Source organism: Nonomuraea sp. NPDC049152, assembly GCF_040648355.1.
Lineage (GTDB): Bacteria > Actinomycetota > Actinomycetes > Streptosporangiales > Streptosporangiaceae > Nonomuraea.
Genome location: NZ_JBEZDO010000006.1, coordinates 280,346 through 301,087 on the forward strand (window position 1 = coordinate 280,346; position 20,742 = coordinate 301,087).

The window sequence follows — 20,742 nt, forward strand, 5'->3', positions numbered from 1 at the left end:
CAGCTCGTGAACCGCCCCACTCAGGGGTCGGGATTCACATCAACGTTCGGCGCGGGCAGGGGGAATCCACGCTCACAGAGCAGGTGTGCTCGCCCCCTGGAACAGCCACCTCGAAGAAGGGAACCACCATGGCAGCGCGCCAACAGGCCCCGGAGGGTCACGACCCCATTGCGGCACTCAGATCTGGTTTGGACGCCCACGGGGCTGACGGCCTCCTGATCACCAACCCAGTCAACATCCGCTACCTCACCGGGTTCAACGGCCACACGAGCGCCCTGCTGGTGCTGCCCGACCACGCCTACCTCGTCACCGACGGTATTAACGAGGAGCAGGCCCACGAACGCAAGCGATCCTCCTCCAGCCGGTTCGAGGTGCGGATCGCTGAGCGTCCCTCCGACCCCGAACCACTGGCGAGCCTGGTGCGCGAACGGCTGACGCGCACTCAGCAGCCGGGCGGGCGCCTAGGGCTCGAGGCCGACCACGTGACCTGGGCACACCAGCAGCGCTTCGCCACGAGCTGGTTCCCCGGCGCGGCCCTGGTGCCGACGGTCGGTGTCGTCGAGCGCCTGCGGTCGGTCAAGGACGAGTCCGAGCTCGCCACGATCCTGCGAGCCGCCGAGGTGAGCCTCGCCGCCCTCGATGAGGCGTATGCGTTGCTGGCCGATGAGCCTACCGAGCTGGAGGTGGCCCAACGCATCGTCACAGTCCTGCGCGACTGCGGCGCCGAGCAAGCCTCCCCGCCGATCGTCGCAGGCGGTCCGAACTCCAGCCGGCCCCACCACTGGCCGACCGGCCGTCGCGTCGCCGCGGGCGAGCCCGCGGTCCTCGACGTCGCCGCCACGGTGGACGGGTACTGCTGCGAGCTCAGCAGATCGCGCGGCGGCAAGGGGTCGCAACGACTGCGAGAGATCCCCGGCATCGTCGAAGCCGCGCTGCAGGCGGGAGTCGCCCGCATCAAGCCCGGCGCCCCCGCGAACGAGGTCGACGACGGCTGCAGGGGCCTGATTGAAGCCAGAGGATATGGTCCGCAGTTCATCCACGCTGCCGGGCGCAGCATCGGCCTGCACCTGGTCGAGGAGCCCAAGCTCACTGCGGACTCCGAGGCCATCCTCGAGGCCAGGCAGGTCTTCGTCGTCGAACCCGGCATTTACCTGCCCGGCGAAGGCGGCAGTCGGCACAGCGCGCTGGTTCTCGTGACCGAGGACGGACACCGCGTCCTGGCGACGGGAGAACGCCGGTGAGCGGGCGCGGCGAGGCGGAGCCGAACCAACTGCGCCGACTGGTTCGCTCCGCAGCCGTCGATCTGAGGCCGCTGCGCCAAGTACGCGAATTCCGGCTGCTCTTCATCGGCCAGGGGACCTCCTTCCTCGGCACGATGTTCACGAGCGTTCTTCTGCCCTACCAGGTCTTCGAGATCACCGGGTCCTCCCTGACCGTGGCCATGCTCGGCATCGTGCAAGTGGTCCCCGCCCTGCTGACCGCGATGGTCGGCGGGGCGCTCGCAGACCGCGTGGATCGTCGGCGCCTCATCGTCGTCTGCGAACTGGCCCTGGCCATCGTCTCCGCCGGACTCCTGGCAAACTGCTTGGTCCGGGACCACCCCGCGCTCTGGCCGCTCTACCTCGCGGCGGCCTGCATCTCGGCCATCGAGGGCATCCAGCAACCCTCGCTCGATTCGCTGACACCCCGTCTGCTCCCGAAGGACCAGCTCGCTGCTGGCGCCGCCCTGAACTCGATCCGGATGGGCATCGGCTTCACCCTGGGCCCGGCCCTGGCCGGCTTCGTCATCACTGGGTTCGGAGTGAGCGGCGGATACGCCATCGACCTGGTGAGCTTCGTCGGATCGCTCACGGCGCTCGCCCTCATCTCAACGCAGCCCACGACCTCGGACGAGGAGGCGCTCTCAGTCCGAGCGGTCGTCGAGGGGATCCGCTATGCCGCTCGGCGGCGGGACCTGCTCGGAACGTACGTCGTCGACTTCTCGGCGATGCTCTTCGGCACCCCCACGGCACTGTTCCCCCAGCTGTCGCAGAGCCTCGGCGGACCGTGGGCGCTGGGGCTGCTCTACGCGGCCCCCTCCGTGGGCATCCTCATCATCAGCTCGACCAGCGGCTGGGTGAATGGCGTGCGGCGGCGGGGGCGTATGGTCGTGATCGCCGCCGCGCTGTGGGGGCTGGCCATGGCATCGCTGAGCCTGGCCCACTCGCTCTGGATAGCCCTTGCCGTGCTTTTCGTCGCAGGGATCTTCGACGGCATCAGTATGATCTTCCGGAGCACGATCTGGAACGAAAGCATCCCCGACAAATACCGGGGCCGGCTCGCGGGTCTCGAAGGCGTCAGCACGGCCACGGGACCTGCACTGGGCAACGTAGAGGCTAGCGCCGTTGCCGTGACCGCGGGTCTGCGCACCTCCATCGCCACCGGGGGGCTGGCGTGCGCCCTGACCGCCGTCGTCATGGCGTTCGTCACCCCCGCCCTGTGGCGCTACGACGCTCAGAAGTACACCGCGCCAGAATCCGCGACCGAGGACGGCGCGCTGGAAGAGGCGAAAGTGGTCGCCCAGAGGGCGGCTGACGAGCCCGCGCCCTCATCCACGTCGCAGGACTGACGCGGCCCCGGCCACCCGTGTGCTCCGGCCCCGCCGCACCCTAAGCGTCCCGACAACTGATGGATCGTGAACCGATGACCGAGAACCCCGCCTTCTTGCGGCTCGTAGCCGAGCTTCCACCGCCTAGTACCTGGCCAGCGGAGCGGACGGAGCACACCGATGCTCCCGGAGACCGCTCGCCCGTCGCCTTTACGCTGCCGCCCGAGTCCGCACGGAACCTCGAAGCGGCGGCGCAGGCGCTCAAGACGCCAGTCCTCGCTCTCCTGGCCGCCGGACTCCAAGCGCTGCTCTACCGCGTGGCCTCACCCTGGGAGAACGCAGACGTCGAAGAAGTCGTCGTAGGAGCGGCGACTGGAGCGCACCACCTCGAGGCCTGGCTGCCGTTGCGCCAGCCGATCGATCCCGCACTCTCCTTCTCGGCTCTGGCCAAACGCAACGCGGCCGAACTGCGAGCACTCCACCCGCTCGACGGGAGCACCGTCGAGCTCGCGAAGGAAGCAGGCGTCGCCCCCGACGCGATCTGCCGCGCCCTCGTCCTGCTCGACCCGGAAGCCGACGAGGCAGGCGTCGTCGGCTTCGAGCCCGACCTCGCTTTCGCCTTCACCACGGGAGATGAATACCAGGGCACACTGACCTATCGCGGCGAGCTCTACTCGCGGCAGACCGCGGAACGCATCGTCGCCTGCTACCTTCGACTCATTCACGCGGCGGTGCAAACGCCGCGCACGCCCGTGGGTCTGCTGCCCCTCGCCGCCTCCGCCCCGACTCCACCGACGCCCGATCCGCCCGCCGACCGGGAGACGCCCTCCGCGCACGTCCTGTTCGACCGCACCGCTGCACATCATCCGGATGTCCCGGCCCTGCGATGGGATGGCGGCGAGCTGAGCTATGCCGAGCTCGCGACGGCAGCAGAGGAGTGGTGCACACGGCTCGGCGAGGCCCGCGTTGTCGCGCTCTCCGGTCCCCGCACGCCGCAGCTCGTCGTCGCCCTCCTCGCGATCCTCAAGCACGGCGCGGGCTACGTGCCGCTCGACCCCGCGTATCCCCAGGAGCGTCTCGACTACATGCTCGCCGACAGCGGCGCCGACGTGCTGGTCTGCCCTACGGGCTACGCCGAAGTCTTCGAGATCCCGGACGGCGTCCGACTCGTCGGCCTCGACACGGTCTTCACCAAGCCCGGACCCGAGACGACAGCGTCGACGGCAAAGTCGGCCCCGACCCATGCTGTCGACGGCGAAGACCTCTGCTATGTCATCTATACCTCGGGCTCGACGGGGTACCCGAAGGGCGTCGAGATGCCCCACCGGCCTCTCGCCTCCCTGCTCGACTGGCAGGCACGCCACTCCGAGGCCGGAATCGGCTGGAACACCCTGCAGTTCGCGGCGCTTAGCTTCGACGTCGCGTTCCAGGAGATATTCGCGACCTGGAGCACCGGCGGCACGCTCGTCCTCATCGCCGACGAGGTCCGCCGCGATCCCGATCGGTTGATCGCCTATCTCGACGAACACCGCGTCCACCGGCTCTTCGGCCCGTTCGTCGCCCTGCAGCAGCTCGCTGAGACCGCCGTTCGCAGCGGTCGGTTCCCCCACCACCTGCGGGAGGTGGTTACCGCCGGCGAGCAACTGCAGGTGAGCCCCGCGGTCCGCGAGTTCTTCTGGCGCACGGGAGCGCGACTGGAAAACCAGTACGGCCCCACGGAGACGCACGTGGTGACCGCCGAACGGCTGCCCGCTGACCCCGCCGTGTGGCCGGAACTGCCCGTGATCGGCGCGCCGATCGACCGCACGCAGATCGAGATCCTGGACGAGCGCCTGCAGCCGCTGCCGGTCGGCGTACCCGGCGAGATCTGCGTCTCCGGCGTCTCCCTAGCCCACGGATACGTGGGCAGACCGGAACTGACCGCCGAGCGCTTCGCCCGGCGTGAGCGGGCGGGGGAGAAGGGCGCGCACGGCGCCGACCGCGTATACCGCACAGGGGACTACGGCACACTGCTGCCGGACGGCCGGATCCAGTACCTCGGGCGTCGCGACGGCCAGGTGAAGATTCGCGGTTTCCGGGTCGAACTCGGCGAGGTCGAATCGCGGATCAAGGCCCAAGAGGGTCTCGCCGAGGCGATCGTCATCGCACAGGACACCCCGACGCACGGCAAGAGGTTGATCGCCTACTACATGCTCGCGGCGGGCCACGACGTGCCGCCGTGGATCCTACGCACCCTTCTCGCGCAGCAGTTGCCCGGCCACATAGTGCCGTTCGCATGCGTCGCCGTGACCAACCTGCCGCTCACCCCGAGCGGAAAAGCCGATCGCCGGACACTCGCCTCCTGGCCGCTGCCCGAAGACCCCGCGGCGGCGTACGAGGAGGTGCGGGCCGAACTCGGCATCGTTGCCGCCGCCGGGGTCGTCGGGGGATGCGGCAAGAGCGGCCCCGGATCCGACGAGGACAAGACGGCACCCGACTCGCCCTTCGAGCAGGTACTTGCAGAGCTCTGGGCCGAAGCGCTGGAGTGCTCGCGCGTAGGTGTCCACGCCGACCTGTTCGACCTAGGCGTCGAGTCCCGTATCGCGCTCGCAGTCAGCGTACGACTGTCCCAGGTCTTCCGTATCCCGATCCCAGTCAGAGTGCTGTTCGACCGTCCGAGCGTCGCGGAGCAAGCCTCCTGGCTGGCCGAGCAGGACGGCTACGCTGCGCACTCGCTCGCCGAGATCGCCCGAATCTCCTGCTCACCCTGAGGTCGGTTTTAGCTGTGGGCGGTCTACGCCGAGCACATGGAGCAGGTGCAGGCCGCCGCCCGTACGGTGGCGATCCGTAGGACGGATCGGGATTCCTGGCCTGCATTTCCGCCGAATTTCGACGGAAAATGCACGTCAAGGGTGCTTCCGCAGTTCGGCAAGGAAGACGCTTCGCCGAGGCTCTGGCCAGCATTTCCGCGCGCAGATCAGCATGGCCGAGGCCTTCACTTTGATGCGGACCTACGCCCGCAACCACAACGAGCGGCTGTCCGCGGTCGCCGCCCAGGTGATCGACCAGGACCCGATAGTGGCCGACCTCATTCAGGCCCGGCAGATGCCGCCGGCGACCGTCGAGACTGAAGATCTCGCGTGTCCGCCTGGACCCGGCGATATACCCCGAAACGGGGCCGGTATCGCCGACGTGCCCCTAGTCAGCCTCGAACCCTCAGAGAGTGACCCAACCGCTGTACGCGGGAAGGAACGGGCGGGCAGCGCACGCACCGCGCGATCGCTGACATCAAGTCTGCGCATGGATGACGTCGGTAACCCCCGGCCCGACATCCTGCACGCTCCCGAGCACAACCCCTCCCGCCCGATCCGCTTCGAGGTCGTGATGCTGCCCGGTCTCGAGCTGGCCGGGGCGGACATGACGAAGCCCCCGCTGATCTGCGGGGGCTTGTGCGTGGAGCTCAAGGCTAGAGCCCTGCTGGTGTCCGGGTCCGCTCCGAGACTATGGGCCTGTCTGCCTCGATCTCTTCGCTGCGCGTGGCGTGGGTCTCGTCCATCTGTAGCGCGAGCCCGAGCGCGAAGAACGTGGGAGCCCACTGGCCAACGAAGATCCCCCACCGGTCTGCCCGGTCGATGCCGGCGGGCTCCAAGTTCTTCGACGCCAGCCAGGACGCGACAGAGATACCGATGGACGCGAAGCCGGCAGTGTACATGTGTGCGCCTGCCGAAAACTCTATCCATCCAGGTCAAGCGGCATGTGAGTACTCGTGGAGAACCCCGCCGAGCCGATCTCGTCGGCGTATGTTCAGGTTGGCGATACGGCTCGGATCGGTGATCGGATCCGGGACGGCGCGCAGTGGAGCAGCTTGGGCCAGGGCTTGGTGGGCTCGGTGCTTGTTGTAGAACTGTTCGTACTCGCGCAGGGCGTGCCGTAGGTGGCGTTCGTTCCAGATCAGGCAGCGGTCGAGAAGCTCGCGGCGGCACGACTGCACCCATCGCTCCATGACCGCGTTCATGCGTGGCATCCGGATGCCGGTGAGCACGGTCTGGATGCCGGCGTCGGACAGGATCTCGTCCATGAGGGCCGGGAACTTGGCATCCCGGTCTCGGATCAGGTAGCGCGCCCGGCAGCCCGCCTCTTCCAGATCCATCACGAGATTCTTGATCGCCTGGATGACCCAGCTCGCGTTCGGATGCGCGGTGGTGCCCAGCACTCGAACGCGCCTGGTGGCGTGCTCGATGACCGCCAGGATGTGCTGACGTTGCCCATCGAGGGTGACGGTCTCGATGAAGTCGCAGGCCAACAGGGCGTCGGCCTGCGAGCGCAGGAAGTCGGCCCACGTGGTCGACGCCCTCTCGGGTGCCGGATCAAGCCCTTCCTGCTTAAGGATCTCCCAGACCGTCGACGCAGCCACCTTGATGCCGAGCGTGGTGAGCTCGCCGTGCACTCGCCGATATCCCCACGATGGATTCTCGCGAACCATTCGCAGGATGAGGACACGAATGGACCGCACCGTGGGCGGGCGACCTCGCCTGTTCGGCCGGCAGGTACGGGCATGACGCCGCTTCATCAGATCGCGATGCCAGCGCAGAACGGTATCCGGGCGGACGAGGAGCCGCAGTCGGCGCAGGACTTCACGAGGCAGTGGTGCCAGGAGCGCGGCGAGAAGGGCCCGGTCCGCAGCAGCGAATCTCACCCGGACGTCGGCGCCGAACTGCCGTTGAAGAACGTTGATTTGGTGTCGCAGGGCGAGAATCTCGATGTTCTTGTCCCGATCGCCCATGGGCAGCAACCGCAGCGCGGCGAAGGCGTTCGTGACGGCGAGATAGGCCAGGCGAAGCAGCACGGTCGATCATCATGCCGCACAGATTGTCTTTCCTGGCGACCGAAGATTGCCCTGGCCAGAGAAGAATGCCTGCAAGGCCAGCGACCTGGCCGGATGACATTTTCGGCAGGCGCAGTGTTCGAGCAGACGGCGGCCGTCGACGACGTGGTTGATCGTGCCGGTCGTCGTCGACATCTGGCCCTGCAGGCGGCTGCCCAGGGTAATGACCAGGACAACGTCGCCGATGCTGGCCTTACCGCCGATCGCCAGTTGGGAGGCGATCGCGATGGCGGTGACGTAGCCTGCGGTAAAGATCACCCAGCCGAGGAACTGCCATGCTCCGCTCCGCGCACGTGCACCGAGTTCCCGCCCCGTAGCTTTCGTCCAGAGCGCGGCGGCACGGGAGTCGAGGAAGCCGCCGCTACCGGCGATGCGGATCTCCTTTACCGGCCCCGGCTGCAGGCACAGGTCGTGGAGGTGACGTTCACGTCGGAGCAGGTGCGCCGCTTCGTCGAGCACGCGGTGCAGCCTGCGATCGCCGCGGCGGGCGAGCACGAGGGGGACCACCGCGAGCGCGATGAGGCGCCACTGAGAGTCGGCAGGTCAGACACCGAATCCAATTATTGAGCCCTACAGGGCCATTGAGGCCACCGTGGCACACCGCCATAACGGTACACCAAATTTCCCGATAAAGGTTCTGGATCTTTGGTCCGGCGCCGTGCAAATATGAGGTCGAACTTCGCGGATCATGGCGAAGATGTCGCACCCAGCGGCGGTAATACCGCGATTCGCCATGCCTGCGGCCGAGCTGTTTCACCCGCAGGCGATTCCGCTTTCTCGCCGGATGCCCACAGGCTTCGCCGCCGCATTGCCAAATTCCGGCCGTCGATTGCATTGGTGGTGCCATGCTCAGGCAATTATCTGGTTGGCGCGGTGTCTTCATCGCGCTCGGGTCCGCGCTCCTGCTGCTCCTGGCGCAGCTCCCCGTGGCCGCCACGCCGACCCCGACTCCCAGCCCGGGCCCACCGGCCTCGGAGGGCCCGGCCGGCCAGCCCTACAACCCGGTCGAGCAGCTGGAGAGCGAGCTGCACAAGAAACTCGCCAAGAAACGCCCCGACTTCGGTCCCGAGGACCGGCTTTCCCGGGCCTGGGCCCGGAAGGCGATATCGGTCGACGAATACATCCGATACTCGGTACAACGTGTCGCTCAGCCGGACCGGCTGCCGGCCAAATTCCAGCCGGAGGATGGCCTGCCGCATTCCGCCGGCCTGGCCATGGGATATGCCCTGTCGCTGCTGGACAAGGCCAGCCCGGAAACGCAGGCCTGGGTCAAGGACCTGCTTGTCAAACCGGGACGGGCGGAAAAGGCGGATGCGGCGGCCGCGGCCTGGGCGGATTGCGCCACCCCGTACATCGAGTTCCTGCACTGGTTCAGCTGTAAACGCTCCTTCACCTCCACCATCCGTTTCGACCTGTACTACCGGATCGATGGGTTCTCCAAGAACCCGGACACCGGCGCCAGCATGGACGGCGTGCCCGCAGTGGACACCTCGCCGGCGAACGGGGTGCCGGACGCGGTCGACAAGGTGATCGCCTCGCTGACCGTGGCGGCGCAGCAGTACAAGGCCATGGGGTACGGCCTGACAGGTGACCACATCGAGGTCTACCTCGGGTTCGACTACAACGACAATCCGGGGCTGACGTTCCCCTTCGGCGACTTGATCGACGGGGGGCCGGTCATCTTCATGCCGTCCGACCCGGCCGACATCGGCGGCGAATCCTGGTACACGTATCTGCCGCGGCACGAGCTGTTCCATGCCAACCAGTACCACTACCTGCCCAACCTCCACCTCGGCATGAACCTGACGTCAATCAACTGGTGGATGGAGGCGACCGCCGAATGGGCCACGCACGAGGTGTATCGCCGCATCGGCGCGACCGCGCCCGGAGCCGACGCCTACTCCAGCCACATCACGAGGTACCTGGCTGAGCCCAACCGGGCGATCAACGCCCATGACGGCATGGGGAAGTCACGGCAATACGGCCTGTTCCCGCTCGCGGTATACCTCACCGAACGCACCCATCCCGACTTCGTCCTGCGCACCTGGGAGGAGATGGACGACGCCCTGCCGCTCGAGGCCATCCAGCAGGTTGCCGCCGGATACGGGCGCAACATCAGGGATGAGCTGCGCGCCTACATGGTGGCCAACTACCGGATGGACACGCCGGTCCAGGCGCTGTCGGACTTCCTGGGCGCCTCCAGCGGCTACCAGGACCCAGACGCGAAGAACGTCTGGCGGGCACGGCTAGCCGGCAGCCCCGGACGGCCCAGGAGCCAGCACGCCGCGCCCGCGTGGGGCGCCACGCAGAACGGCGTGGTGAACATGGGGCCCGGCGGCACCCATTACGTGGAGATCTATCCGCCCGCGACGGGACAGGGCCGGGTGACGGCCACAGCCACCGGGCCGACCACCGCCGACACCGAGAAGCTGCGCACGCTGCTCGTCGTCTTCCCGTTCTCCGGCGGCACGGTGTCTATGAACCCGCTGCGCTGGGTCCTGCCGGATGCGAGTGGCCGGCTGGCCACGACTCTCAAGACCGGAGAGGTCGCGGCGCTCATGCTGCTGCGCACCGACCTGGTTCCCGACTCGGGCGACGCCGTGGACTCCGCGTTCAACACCACCTGGAACGTTGCCCTGACGGCAGAAACCGGCGCCAGCATCATGGTCGTCGGGGACTCGATCACGCACGGCAGTGAAGGCGACTACACCTGGCGGTACCGCCTGGCCAACCACTTCACGGCCAAAGGCGCCAGAGTTGACTTCGTCGGCCCCCGGCGTGGCACGTATGACAAGTACACCGACCAGCGCATGATCGCGCAGATCGAGGGGCGAGCCATGCCGCCCCAGGAGTTCTATCCCGGCCCATCCACGGGTAGCTACCGCGACGGGAACTTCGACAGCGAGCACAACGCCATGTGGGGATGGACGTACGTCGACGCCATCGGGAAGATCAAAGCCGACGTCGCCGCGGCCCGGCCGGACTACCTGGCCGTGGCGCTCGGCTTCAACGACATCGCGTTCTGGGGCGGCGCGGACGCCACCATCGGCTATTTCAAGAACTTCGTCGCCGAGGCCAGGGCGGCCAAACCGGACCTGAAGATCCTCGTGTCCAACGTCATCAACCGTACAGAGCTGCCGGGCTACGAATGGCTCAACCCCGCCATCACCGACTACAAGGCCAAGCTGCTCGGGGTCGCCGCGTCCCTGTCCACCCCCGCCTCACCCGTCCACGTCGTCGACGTCAACACCGGATTCAACCCGGTCACCGACACCTATGACGGCGTGCATCCGAACGGGCTGGGCGAGTACAAGTTCGCCAAGGCGTACGCCGACGCCTTCGCCGCGCATTTCTCGCTGGGCTCCGCGTTCGGCTCGATCCCGGGCAGCGTCCCCGACCTGTCCATCACCACTCCGGCGTCGGTGACGGCCACGCCGACCGCGGAAGGCATCACCATCAGATGGGCCCGCGTCTTCGGCGCCAGCGGCTACTATCTCCACAGCCGGGACGCCACGGCCGGCGAGGCCTTCCAGAAACTGCCCATGCAGATCGGCGGCGACCACTGGATCAGTCGGTGGGTGATCAAGGACCATCGGTACGAATTCAAGATCTCCACAGCTCGGGGATCCGCGGAGACCGCGCCGAGCGGCGTGGCAGCCGCCGTACCGAACCCCCTGACACTGCCGCAGACCAACAACGTCAAACTCACCCCCGCCGACGGGAAGATCACGGTGGCCTGGACGGCCACGCCAGGCGCTACCGGGTACCAGATCTACGGTATGGGCTCCGACGGTGTCTGGCTGCCCACGCTGGACGTCACAGGCACGTCGGCTACCTACACCGGGCTCGCCAACGACCGCATCTACAACATCGCGGTCGCCGGCGTGAACCGCTACGGCCCCGGCATGCCCGGGGCCGGTCTGGGCGCGCGCGCTGGACACGGCAAGCCTCCCGCGGTCAGCATGACCGACGCGTGGACGAGCAACCACCACGAGGCCAACCTCACCTGGCAGGACTCGCTCACCGCCGTCGGATACTGGATCGAGGGCATGGACCACACCCAAGCCAACCCCACCTGGGGCCGCCTCCCCATCCCGATCACGCCCGACGGCACCGGGAACAACCCCGGATTCACCGCCGGCTACCTCATGAGCGGGGCGACGAACTACAGCTTCCGCGTCATCCCCGCCAACGGCGCGCTGGAGGCGGCTCCTTCGGCCGCCAAGCGAGTGCGGTACATCGCCCCATCCCTCACGGCGGACGATCCGAAGCTTAAGGCGCTCCAGGAGGAGGTGCGGAAGGCATCCGAACTCCGCAACCGGCTCCCGGCTCCGGCCTTCGGGCTGATCCGCCCCGACGCCGAGAACTGCTACTGCGCGGTCTCGGACTGACGCGCCTCACATGACGGCCTCGGATGACCACGAGGCCGTCACGTGCTTTTCTAAAGTGTAGGGATCAGCCACTCGAGGGATGATGTGAGAAGCATAGGTAAGGCTGCCGTGTGCCTGGCGGTCATCGTAAGCCTCAGCGCCTGCCAGCCACGGCCGACGCGATGGCTGGAGGTCCAGAACCACACGAGCGAGGCCGTCTCGGTGCGGTGGCTCGGCGACTCCATCCACGCCTGGAACGTCGCGGTGGGGGCGTCGGCCCGAATACCGGTCGCCAACTCAGAATGCCTGCGAATCGGGGACCAGGATGTGATCGTTGCGGAGACGGGTAGCGGACGGCGCTACACGTACGGCCCGCCCGCCTGCAAGGGCGGGACATGGTCCCTGCCGCCCCGGTAGGGGTGCGGAACGCATCGCGTACCACCTGTCAACGACATCTGAAAGTGGGTTCTGGATCACTTTTCGTGCCAGGGCCACGGAGCGTCACCGACCCGCGATCATGAACGGTCGTGGCTAACGATCTCCTCCAGGACCTTTGGCTCCACCACGTCGACAACGTCACGCTCCACACCATCACCGCCGACAGCAACCGCCTGACCATCCGCGCCGCGACGACCCGCGATCTCAGGTCGCGTAGAGGACGCGTTTGCGCAGGAGATCGAAGCTGGCGCGGCCGAGCTCGGCGGCGCGATCAACGAGTACCGTCGAGCCGCATAAGCCAGGCAGAGGAACCCCAGCTCAGACCGTACATGCGAGTTTTGACGCGCTACACGACTCTGCTGGTTAACTCGTTTCAGGCGGTCAGGGCCGGTTCAAGCCGGGCCAGGTGGCTGGTCCGTCTCCGTTCCAGGGGGTGGCAGTTCCACCAGGCGTCCAGGCGGATCAAATTGACCGCAATGGCGCAGACGATGTGTTCGAGACGGACCTTCTTGATGCCGCGGTATCGGGCGCGGCGCAGGCCGGTGACGGTGACGGCTTGGTGGATGGTCGCTTCAATGCCGCACCGGAGGGCGTATCGGTCGTGCCAGGCGGGCGTGGCTTGTTCGGCGCGGGCGGCGTCGAGGGTTTCCTGGATCGCTCGGGGATGCAGGGTGAGATGGCGGCCGCTGCGCTGGGCACTGGTGCATAAGTTCCGCACCGGGCAGGGGCGGCAGGTGCTGAGCGGGAAGGCAGCCACGATCATCGGCTGCTCCTTCTGCCGGCAGGGTGTCCAGGAGGTGCTGGTCTGTCCTTGCGGGCAGGTGACCTGCCGACGTTCCCAGTCGATGGTGAAGGCGGTGCGGTCGTAGCCGTTGCGGGTGCGGGCCTGGACGGAGTTGTCGCTCCGCAATGGGGTGATAAGCGCCATCTGATGCTGCTCACGGGCTTGGACGATCAGTTCGGCGGAGGAGTAACCGGCATCCAGGTAGTGCTCGGCGGGCAGTAGCCCACGGCGGGCCAGATGCTGGTGAATGACCTCGGTCATCGCCGTGTCGGGCACGGTGGCGTCGGTGGTGGCCACGTTCGTGATCAGGTTCGGCGGTCTCATGGCGGGGTCGGTGCTGCGGGTGTCGGCGGCAAGGTGGCAGGTTTCGCTGATGTGCACCTTGTAGCCGTTCCACAGCAGTTCGCTGCCCTTGGCCGCCCAGCGGGCATCCAGGTCATACGGCGAGGCCAGCCGGTATCTGCCCGGCGGCAGGCCCTCGCCGCCCGATGCGAGGTCCTGCCGCCGTTTGATCACCTGCCGTCCCCGCCGGTCGGTACTGCGTACATAGTGCTGAATCAGCATGACGCGCAGCGCATCGATGGCCGGCAAATGCCGAAGCCAGGTCGGAGAGAACGGCGCGTAGACGGCCTCGACCAGCGCATATCCATCAGCCCCGTAGACCCGCGCGAGTTCCTCTTGCTTGGTCTTGGAGGTGGGCATCCGCCAGGAATCAGCCCGTAGTTCGTAGCGTCCGGCCCAGCCGGGCACCTCCAGCACCTGCCGCACCCAGCCGGGCGCGGCCACCGCCAGCGCCTCCAACGCGGCCCGCACGCATTCCCCCGCCAGCTCCACCCGGTTCACATCCCGCACCGCGGAGATCACGTGGGTGGAGTCGGTGCGCTGCTGGCCACCCGCGGCCAGCAAGCCCCGCTCCTGCAACGCCGACAACAGCAGATCCAGCGGCTTTTCCTCCAGTTCATGGGCGATCACCCGGGAGCGGAACTCACTCAGCACACTGGCATCAAAGCCCGGGTCGTCCAAGCTCAGACCGAGCGCATACTTCCAGGTCAGATCGGTGGCGACGGCCTCAGCGGCCTGCCGGTCGGTGAGGTTGTCCACCCGCTGCAACACCGTGATCAACGCCAGCCGTCCCGGCGACCAGCCCGGCCGGCCCTCCCTGCCGAAGGCGCCCGCGAACGCCTTATCGGCGAACACCTCGCCTAATTCATCACGCACCTGCACCGGTAACGGCACCTGCCGCTTGCCCCGGTAGATGGCCCGGATCGCCGTAGCGACCTCGGGCGCCGGCTCCGGCCACGGCACCGGCTGCATCGACATCGCCGCCTCCATCCACCCAGGCAGCCAGGACGAAGACAACGACGACTGCTGCCACACCGCTCGTGATCAGGACGAACACCATCAGATCATGAACCGGAGCCACCAATCCGAGTTAACCAGCAGAGTCCTACAGGGTGCTGCGGTGGGCCGTGCGCAGGCTTTGGGGCTGGAGCCGAACTCGCCGCGGAACCAGCGTGAGAAGGTGCTGAGGGCGGAGAAGCCGAGTAGTTCCGCGATCTGGGTGAGCGGGCGGTTCTGGTTGCCGAGGTACTGGTGGGCGAGCTGTGCGCGGGTGGAGTTGAGCACCGAGGAGAACGTCTCGCCGGATCGGGCGAGGTGGCGGTGCACGGTCTTGCGGTCGACCCCGAGGCTGTGGGCGACCCGCTGGAGCGAGCAGCGACCGGTGGGGAGCAGTGCCTCGATGAGGTCCCGGATGCGGTCGACCTCGGCCTCGGGCCGGGGGGCCGCGAGCGCTTCGAGGTACTGCCGGGCGTAGGGTCTCAGGAGGGGGTCCGACAGTTTGTTGGGGGCGTCGAGGTCGGCGGCGTAGAAGACGATGCCGTTGACCTCCTGGCCGAAGCGCACTGAGGGGCCGAGGACGCGGTGGTGGGCGGCGGTGTCGGCCGGTGCGCCGTGGGTGAAGAGGACGCTGACGGGCTTCCAATCGCTGCCGATGAGGCTGTGGAGATAGCGGTGGATGGCGCCGATGAGCAGTTCCGTGGCCTGGCGGCCGCCGCGTCCGGTGCCCAGGTCGAGGGCGAGCTGGATGGTGGCGAGTCCGTTGGCCTCGGTGAGCTGGGTGCGGAGCGCTTCGTTGTGCAGGTGCTGGTAGCGCATGATCACTTCTAGCGCGCTGCGGACCTCGGGTTCTTCGCGGGCGGCGAGTGCGGGGGCCGAAAATTCATCCGTGCAGGCCATAGCGCTGGCTGGTGATCACGTACCTCGAGTCTCGGAGTCGTGAGACCTACGCCGCCGCGGCATGATGATTCGTCGTGCTGCTGCGTCTGGCCTACCTCACCGTGACGACCATCTTCGCGTTTCTGCGGCTGCTGCCGAGGAGTGACGGTGACAAGGAGATCGAGATCTTGGTGCTGCGGCACCAGCTGACGGTCTTGAAGCGCCAGGCTCCCAAGCCCGTCTTCACCCCAAGTGATCGCTTCGTACTCGCCGGGCTGCTTGGCCGCCTGCTGAGAGACAGGCTCCGGCACCTTGCGCTGCTGGTGCGTCCGGACACGATCCTGCGCTGGCACCGCGACCTGCTCAGACGCCGCCACGCCGCAGCCTGCACGCCCCGGCATCGAGGGCGCCCGCCTACCCGCTCCTCCATCCGCCTGCTGGTGCTGCGCCTGGCCCGGGAGAATCCCTCCTGGGGATACCGGCGCATCCATGGCGAGCTGGTCGTACTCGGCGTCACGGTCGCCGCCTCCACCGTGTGGGAGATCCTCAAAGACCACGGCATCGACCCGTCGCACGAGCGACAGCACACCGCCTGGGCCGATTTCTTACACAGCCAGGCAGACGCCCTGCTGGCGTGCGACTTCTTCGAAGTCCGCACCCTGACCGGGGCACGGCTGTACGTCTTCGCCGTCATCGAGCACGCCAGCCGGCGCATCCGGATCCTCGGCGCCGCCACGCACGCCACGCCGTGCGGGCGCGCGGCGGGAGCACAAGAGAACACATCACCCCCACGACCTGGACGGATGAATATTCGGCACCCGCAGGGCTGCCGGGCGCGCTACCTGATCCGAGACCGGGATGCGAAGTTCCCGGCCCTCATGGACGAGATCCTGTCCGAGGCCGGCGTCCAGACCGTGCTCGCCGGTATCCGGATGCCGCGCATGAACGCTGTCATGGAGCGATGGGTGCAGTCGTGCCGCCGAGAGCTGCTGGACCGCTGCCTACTGTGGAACGAACGCCACCTGCGGCACGCCCTGCGCGAGTACGACCAGTTCTACAACAAGCACCGAGCCCACCAAGCCCGGGCTCAAGCGGCTCCGCTGCGTACCGCCCCGGATCCGATCACCGATCCGAAGCGAATCGATGACCTGAACGTACATCGGCGATGCACGGCGGGGTTCTCCACGAGTACTCACATGCCGCTTGACCTGGATGGATAGAGTTTTCGGCAGGCGCAGAGATGCCCGGACCACCCGCACCGCAAACGCCGACGCGAACTGCTCATCGCAGAACACCTCACCCAGCTCATCCCGTAACCGGATGGCCAGCGAACCCTTGGGAAAAGCCGCCCGCGCCACCATCACCGTGGCATCCGGAACCTCACGAGCGGGCCGAGGACGAAGAGACATGACCCCATCCTCCACGCACCCCACCCCAAAAGATCACCCAATGAGTCAACCAACAAAGTCGTCCAGGGGGACGGTCCCCGGCCGCGCGCGTTTCCCGCCGCGACGACACAACTTGGCCCGAGATGGATCTTGGACCGTTCCCTACGACGACCTGCGGTCTCGGCGGAAAAGTCGTGATCGAAAGGGGCTTACGCCTCCTATATGTGAGCTGATATGAAGATCACGTTCGCAGAGCCCGGTCGTAACGGCTGAGACGCCTGTGCCAAGCCTTGCGTCTCCCGAGCAATTCGTGCAGTCCAGCGGTAGGGAAAACGTTTCCTGCCTGCTTCGTGCTGCACTCATTCCAAGATCGCTCGAAAGGGAAGGTGCACGAGGTGAAAGTACGTACGCCCGACGGACGTTCGTTATCCGTCAGCGGCAATGCCAAGCCGTTCATCGGTGGATGGGCCTACATCGTGTGGGCGTTCGGCCCGGAAGGCGGCCTGCGCTTCTACGTCACTCCTGCGGGATCGGCCGAGGTGATCGGCAAGCAGCTCGGCGAGTGGGGCAAGTACACCGTGCGCGAGGCCGGGTGGAACGGCGGCACGCTGCGCTCCCTTGAGGATCCCGAGGCGGGTGGGACCACGATGATGTGGATCGGCCCGCATCACGAGATCTCCACCTACGTCAACGGCGTCGGCGTGCCGTTCGAGGTGTTCATGGACAAGCTCGCCGCGTTCGATGTGCAGGACGCGCCGGAGGGACTCACCATGCTCCCGCGGGCGGGCTCCGGGATGAGCCTGGCCAACCTGCTGGCGGTCAACACCATCGACCAGGTCTGCTCGGTTCAGGTCAAGCCGCTGGCCGACGTTGCTTCCGATGTGCCGCGCACCAGGGGCAAGCAGGTGCGCGGCGGCTCCATGTGGCGCGTGGACGACCACGACGAGTCGGGCCAGCTGCGGTCCCGGTCGGCGCTCCTGGTCAACCGGAGCACGGCGACCACGGTGATGGCGGCGCGCAGCGACGACCCGCAGTTCGTCTCCGTGGTCGAGTCCATCACCTGCGAGCTGAACTAGCCGCTATGCAGAACGTCGTCAACTCCCTGGCGGTCCTGTCGTTCCTGGGGACCGTCCTGCTGCTGTTCGCCTTCGCCGCGCTGCTGCGCATGGTCAGGGACCTGCAACAGGCGGCGGCGAAGGGACCGGCGCCCGCGGGCACGACCCCCGCGACGAGGAGCGTCCCGCGCTTCGCCTCCGGCGACGAGCGCCCGACCTTCGTGCTGGTCGTGACCGAGACCTGTCCCATGTGCCGGGAACGCGCGAGCAGGCTGATGGAGGTGTCGGGCGCCGCCGCCGGGCACCTGGTCCTGCTGTCGGCCGCCGAGCGGTGCGCCGAGTGGGTGGAAGGCGAGGCGGTGACAGCGATCGTGGACGCCACACTTCTGGGCACCATCGCGGTCGGGGCCACCCCGACGCTGATCAAGTACTCCCCTTCGGGCGAGGAGCAGTGGCGGCGCGTGGTCGGCTCCAATGCCGATCTCGACGCCTTCCTCGAGGCCGCGCCCGTGACCGCTGATGAGAGGGTGATCATCCGATGAGCCACGAGACGAACATCGACACCGACCGTTACTGGGCCGACGTGCCCTCGGTCGACGACGAGCCCGGCGACACGAAGACCAGGCGGGGCATGCTCACCAGCACCGCCCCCTCGCGCAGGACGATGCTCAAGGGGGTGGGCGTGCTCGGTGGCGCGCTCGCGCTCAACGTGCTGTCGGTCCTCCCGCCGTTCAAGACGCGGGAAGCGAACGCGGCCGTGGGCTCGGAGTGGCTGCACTGTGCCGGATACAACAACTGGTCCGGATACGACAACAACTCCAAGCTCTGCGTGGGCGGTACCTACTCCAGGAGCTACTGCGGCGCTGACGGCTGGTTCAAGCGGAGCTCCGGCACTTGTTACAACAGCTACGCGGTCGTGGCCTGCGGAACGGGCAGCTACGGCAAGAAGAACGCCTGGCGCTGGACGCACAGCGGCACGCCGTACCGGTGCGCCGACGGGAACGTCGCCACCTGCGGCGGCACGTACTTCTACATCTGCTCCTGGTCGAACCCCTGATGACGCGGGCCTTCGACGCCAGGCACGTCGCGTTCGGGCTGGCGGCGCTCACGGTCGCGGTGTTCGGCACGCAGCGAGCGTGGAGCGTCTCGCTGGAGCCGCTGGCCTGGACGCTGCTCGGCGTGACCGCGGGATACTCGCTGTCCGGCTCGGTTTGAAGCCTCAACTCAGCGGATCTGCTGACCTCGTCGGTCTGGCGGGGCAAGTTGTGGGTGTTCAGCACCGGGCTGATCCTCGGCGCGCTGTTCTCCGGCGTCGTCGTGGGCGCGGTCGGCGGGCTGGTCTCGATCGTGGATCCGGTCGTCAGGTGGTGGGTGCTGATCCCGCCCCTGGTGGTGGTCCTGGCTTTCGAGCTGGCCGGGCGGCCGCTGTCGCTGCCGCAAAACCGCAGGCTCGTGCCGCAGGACGTCATCCCGCGCAGCGAGTTCGGCGGGCCGCTGCAGTTCGGCTTCGAGATGGGCACCGGGGTGCGCACGTTCACGCCGACGGCGCTCCCGCATGCGCTGGTGCTCAGCGTCGTCCTCGTCGGAGGTCTCGGGCCCGGCCTGCTGGCGGGGCTGGGATTCGGCCTGGGCAGGGCGCTCATGCCGCTGACCAGGACGCTGAGCGGGGATCCCGCAGCCTGGGACACCAGGATGCTGGCCTCGATGCCCTGGGTCGGGCGGGCCTGCGCCGTGGCGTTCGTCGCGGCCATCGTGATGCTCCTGCCTCGAGCGATGCTCCTGCCATGAGGAAGGGATCCGCGTGCCGGGACTGAGTTCGGTCGTGGGCAGTTTCGTCCTGGCGGGAGCGCTGCTGCTGCTCGTGGCGACGTGGCAGCGCGTCGCCACGGGCAGCAGCCTGAGGCGGGTCGTCACCGGGCACGGGCTGCTCCCGCGCCGCGTGGCCGGGCTCGTCGTGGTGGCCGAGGCGGTCGAGCCGATCGCAGGCCTCGCCCTGGTCGCCGGCTGGCTGGCCGGGCGCGGCGTGCTCCTCAGCGTCGCCTCCGGCATCGTGGCCGCGTGGTTCGCGGGGCTGGTCGGCTACCTGTGGGTGCTCATGCGCAAGCGCGGGCCGGTGCCCTGCGGATGCCTGGACGACACCAGCCCCGTGTCGGCGGCGAAGATCGGCCGCGCGGCCATGATCGCTGCGGCGGGCACCGTCGTGGCGTCCGGGCTGGCGGTGCCCGCGGCAGAACCGCTGCTCCGAGCCGTCGACCTGGCGCTCGGCGCGTTTGTCGCGGTGGCCATGGTGGTGACCGATCGGGTCTTCGACGTGTCCGGAACCTCTGGGGGCGAGGCTCGGTATGAGTAGGGAGGAGGATTTCATGAAGCTTTCGACCTTGGTGTGCGTGGCGGTGGCCGCCCTGCTGACAGGGGGGTGCGGCGCCTCGTCCGCCCAGTCCGCGACGTCCGCCCAGTCCCGGGAGGCGGCCTCGCCGCTGCTGAGTCCGGAGCAACTCGGCGGCGGGCGGACGTGGACCGCGACCGAGACCAGGGAGATGAGGTGGGTGGAGCTCGCCCCCGAGCTCGTCCCCTGCGGGCGGCGCGTCATCGCGCCGGAGGGGGCGCACACGCTGGTGCGCTCGTTCGGGGCGGACGACGGCTCGTCCGTGTCACAACTGGTGGCCACCGGGATCGAGGCGATGGACGCGTTCAAGCGCTTCCACGCCGAATGCGGCGCCGTCGGCACGGTCGAGAGCGCCGCCGGGCCCGCGCACATAGCGCGCGCAAACGGCAGAGTCGCGATCGCGGCGACGGCCGGGGACAGCTTCGTGGTGATCGGCGGGACGGCGCCGGAGGCCGACCTGATCCGCATTGCGGAAACGGCCAGGAAGCACGCGCTGGCCAACCCGAGCTGACCACGGACACGGTCAGGGGACCAAAAGAGGGCCCTGGCAAGAACATGAGCAATGTTCTACTCTTCGGGCATTGCGCCTGCCGATAATTACATCCGCCCAGGTCATGACCAGGTGGGGTTTCGTGTGGCGTGCGCGAGCTCTG

At 67.8% G+C, this 20,742-nt stretch carries 17 protein-coding genes; 12 read left to right on the forward strand and 5 right to left on the reverse strand.

Annotation, left to right across the window (positions count from 1 at the left end):
* Nucleotides 1–128 precede the first annotated feature (128 nt).
* From AB0B45_RS14530 to AB0B45_RS14540, 3 genes are all read left to right on the forward strand, one after another.
* Nucleotides 129–1,241 carry a Xaa-Pro peptidase family protein gene (locus AB0B45_RS14530; RefSeq protein WP_358130060.1) on the forward strand — a complete coding sequence of 371 codons (1,113 nt, stop codon included), beginning with the start codon at nucleotides 129–131 and terminating at the stop codon, nucleotides 1,239–1,241.
* On the forward strand, nucleotides 1,238–2,608 hold the full coding sequence (locus AB0B45_RS14535; protein WP_358130063.1) for an MFS transporter: 1,371 nt from the start codon (nucleotides 1,238–1,240) through the stop codon (nucleotides 2,606–2,608). The genes AB0B45_RS14530 and AB0B45_RS14535 overlap by 4 nt, the downstream gene beginning before the upstream one ends.
* A gap of 74 nt (nucleotides 2,609–2,682) precedes the next feature.
* Entirely contained in the window at nucleotides 2,683–5,337 is a 2,655-nt protein-coding gene (locus tag AB0B45_RS14540) for an amino acid adenylation domain-containing protein (protein WP_358130066.1), read from the forward strand.
* Nucleotides 5,338–6,032: 695 nt separating this feature from the next.
* On the opposite strand, the gene AB0B45_RS14545 is transcribed toward AB0B45_RS14540, so the two are convergent.
* The 3 genes from AB0B45_RS14545 to AB0B45_RS14555 are packed head-to-tail and all read right to left on the reverse strand — an operon-like array spanning nucleotide 6,033 to nucleotide 7,910.
* Nucleotides 6,033–6,278, reverse strand: coding sequence for a hypothetical protein (locus tag AB0B45_RS14545; protein WP_358130069.1), 246 nt, complete (start codon nucleotides 6,276–6,278; stop codon nucleotides 6,033–6,035).
* A gap of 33 nt (nucleotides 6,279–6,311) precedes the next feature.
* Nucleotides 6,312–7,412, reverse strand: coding sequence for an integrase core domain-containing protein (locus AB0B45_RS14550; RefSeq protein WP_358130072.1), 1,101 nt, complete (start codon nucleotides 7,410–7,412; stop codon nucleotides 6,312–6,314).
* Nucleotides 7,413–7,421: 9 nt separating this feature from the next.
* Complete coding sequence (locus AB0B45_RS14555; protein ID WP_358130075.1) at nucleotides 7,422–7,910, reverse strand: hypothetical protein; 489 nt, start codon at nucleotides 7,908–7,910, stop codon at nucleotides 7,422–7,424.
* A gap of 386 nt (nucleotides 7,911–8,296) precedes the next feature.
* Between AB0B45_RS14555 and AB0B45_RS14560 the strand changes: the two genes are divergently transcribed.
* A complete protein-coding gene (locus AB0B45_RS14560) occupies nucleotides 8,297–11,842 on the forward strand; it encodes a GDSL-type esterase/lipase family protein (protein ID WP_358130078.1) in 3,546 nt (1,181 codons plus the stop codon).
* Nucleotides 11,843–12,632: 790 nt separating this feature from the next.
* Here the strand turns inward: AB0B45_RS14560 and AB0B45_RS14565 are convergent.
* Both AB0B45_RS14565 and AB0B45_RS14570 read right to left on the reverse strand, forming a co-directional pair.
* Nucleotides 12,633–14,363: an IS1182 family transposase gene (locus AB0B45_RS14565; protein ID WP_358130081.1), complete on the reverse strand. Its 1,731-nt coding sequence runs from the start codon at nucleotides 14,361–14,363 to the stop codon at nucleotides 12,633–12,635.
* An 81-nt stretch (nucleotides 14,364–14,444) separates the two neighbouring features.
* The gene (locus tag AB0B45_RS14570; protein ID WP_358130084.1) at nucleotides 14,445–15,281 is read right to left on the reverse strand and encodes an AraC family transcriptional regulator ligand-binding domain-containing protein; all 837 of its coding nucleotides are present in this window, start codon (nucleotides 15,279–15,281) and stop codon (nucleotides 14,445–14,447) included.
* A gap of 74 nt (nucleotides 15,282–15,355) precedes the next feature.
* On the opposite strand from AB0B45_RS14570, the gene AB0B45_RS14575 reads away from it, so the two are divergent.
* The 8 genes from AB0B45_RS14575 (at nucleotide 15,356) to AB0B45_RS14610 (ending at nucleotide 20,600) form a co-directional block, all read left to right on the forward strand.
* On the forward strand, nucleotides 15,356–16,480 hold the full coding sequence (locus tag AB0B45_RS14575; protein WP_358130087.1) for an integrase core domain-containing protein: 1,125 nt from the start codon (nucleotides 15,356–15,358) through the stop codon (nucleotides 16,478–16,480).
* A gap of 563 nt (nucleotides 16,481–17,043) precedes the next feature.
* Nucleotides 17,044–17,724 (forward strand): hypothetical protein, encoded by a 681-nt coding sequence (locus AB0B45_RS14580; RefSeq protein WP_358130090.1) that lies wholly within the window; start codon nucleotides 17,044–17,046, stop codon nucleotides 17,722–17,724.
* A gap of 5 nt (nucleotides 17,725–17,729) precedes the next feature.
* Nucleotides 17,730–18,245 (forward strand): hypothetical protein, encoded by a 516-nt coding sequence (locus tag AB0B45_RS14585; RefSeq protein WP_358130093.1) that lies wholly within the window; start codon nucleotides 17,730–17,732, stop codon nucleotides 18,243–18,245.
* Entirely contained in the window at nucleotides 18,242–18,760 is a 519-nt protein-coding gene (locus AB0B45_RS14590) for a hypothetical protein (protein ID WP_358130095.1), read from the forward strand. Before AB0B45_RS14585 ends, AB0B45_RS14590 begins: the two co-directional genes overlap by 4 nt.
* Nucleotides 18,760–18,918 (forward strand): hypothetical protein, encoded by a 159-nt coding sequence (locus tag AB0B45_RS14595; RefSeq protein WP_358130098.1) that lies wholly within the window; start codon nucleotides 18,760–18,762, stop codon nucleotides 18,916–18,918. The genes AB0B45_RS14590 and AB0B45_RS14595 overlap by 1 nt, the downstream gene beginning before the upstream one ends.
* 54 nt (nucleotides 18,919–18,972) lie before the next feature.
* Nucleotides 18,973–19,491, forward strand: coding sequence for a hypothetical protein (locus tag AB0B45_RS14600; protein ID WP_358130101.1), 519 nt, complete (start codon nucleotides 18,973–18,975; stop codon nucleotides 19,489–19,491).
* Nucleotides 19,492–19,504: 13 nt separating this feature from the next.
* A complete protein-coding gene (locus tag AB0B45_RS14605; RefSeq protein ID WP_358130104.1) occupies nucleotides 19,505–20,053 on the forward strand; it encodes a MauE/DoxX family redox-associated membrane protein in 549 nt (182 codons plus the stop codon).
* 13 nt (nucleotides 20,054–20,066) lie between these two features.
* A complete protein-coding gene (locus AB0B45_RS14610; RefSeq protein ID WP_358130107.1) occupies nucleotides 20,067–20,600 on the forward strand; it encodes a hypothetical protein in 534 nt (177 codons plus the stop codon).
* The last annotated feature ends 142 nt before the right edge of the window (nucleotides 20,601–20,742 follow it).

Excerpts from the sequence above, each read along its gene's own strand:
- AB0B45_RS14530 (WP_358130060.1), top strand. The coding sequence starts at position 129 with ATGGCAGCGCGCCAACAGGCCCCGGAGGGTCACGACCCCATTGCGGCA.
- AB0B45_RS14540 (WP_358130066.1), top strand. The coding sequence starts at position 2,683 with ATGACCGAGAACCCCGCCTTCTTGCGGCTCGTAGCCGAGCTTCCACCG.
- AB0B45_RS14545 (WP_358130069.1), bottom strand. The coding sequence starts at position 6,278 with ATGTACACTGCCGGCTTCGCGTCCATCGGTATCTCTGTCGCGTCCTGG.
- AB0B45_RS14560 (WP_358130078.1), top strand. The coding sequence starts at position 8,297 with ATGCTCAGGCAATTATCTGGTTGGCGCGGTGTCTTCATCGCGCTCGGG.
- AB0B45_RS14565 (WP_358130081.1), bottom strand. The coding sequence starts at position 14,363 with ATGTCGATGCAGCCGGTGCCGTGGCCGGAGCCGGCGCCCGAGGTCGCT.
- AB0B45_RS14570 (WP_358130084.1), bottom strand. The coding sequence starts at position 15,281 with ATGGCCTGCACGGATGAATTTTCGGCCCCCGCACTCGCCGCCCGCGAA.
- AB0B45_RS14585 (WP_358130093.1), top strand. The coding sequence starts at position 17,730 with ATGCAGAACGTCGTCAACTCCCTGGCGGTCCTGTCGTTCCTGGGGACC.
- AB0B45_RS14590 (WP_358130095.1), top strand. The coding sequence starts at position 18,242 with ATGAGCCACGAGACGAACATCGACACCGACCGTTACTGGGCCGACGTG.
- AB0B45_RS14595 (WP_358130098.1), top strand. The coding sequence starts at position 18,760 with ATGACGCGGGCCTTCGACGCCAGGCACGTCGCGTTCGGGCTGGCGGCG.
- AB0B45_RS14610 (WP_358130107.1), top strand. The coding sequence starts at position 20,067 with ATGAAGCTTTCGACCTTGGTGTGCGTGGCGGTGGCCGCCCTGCTGACA.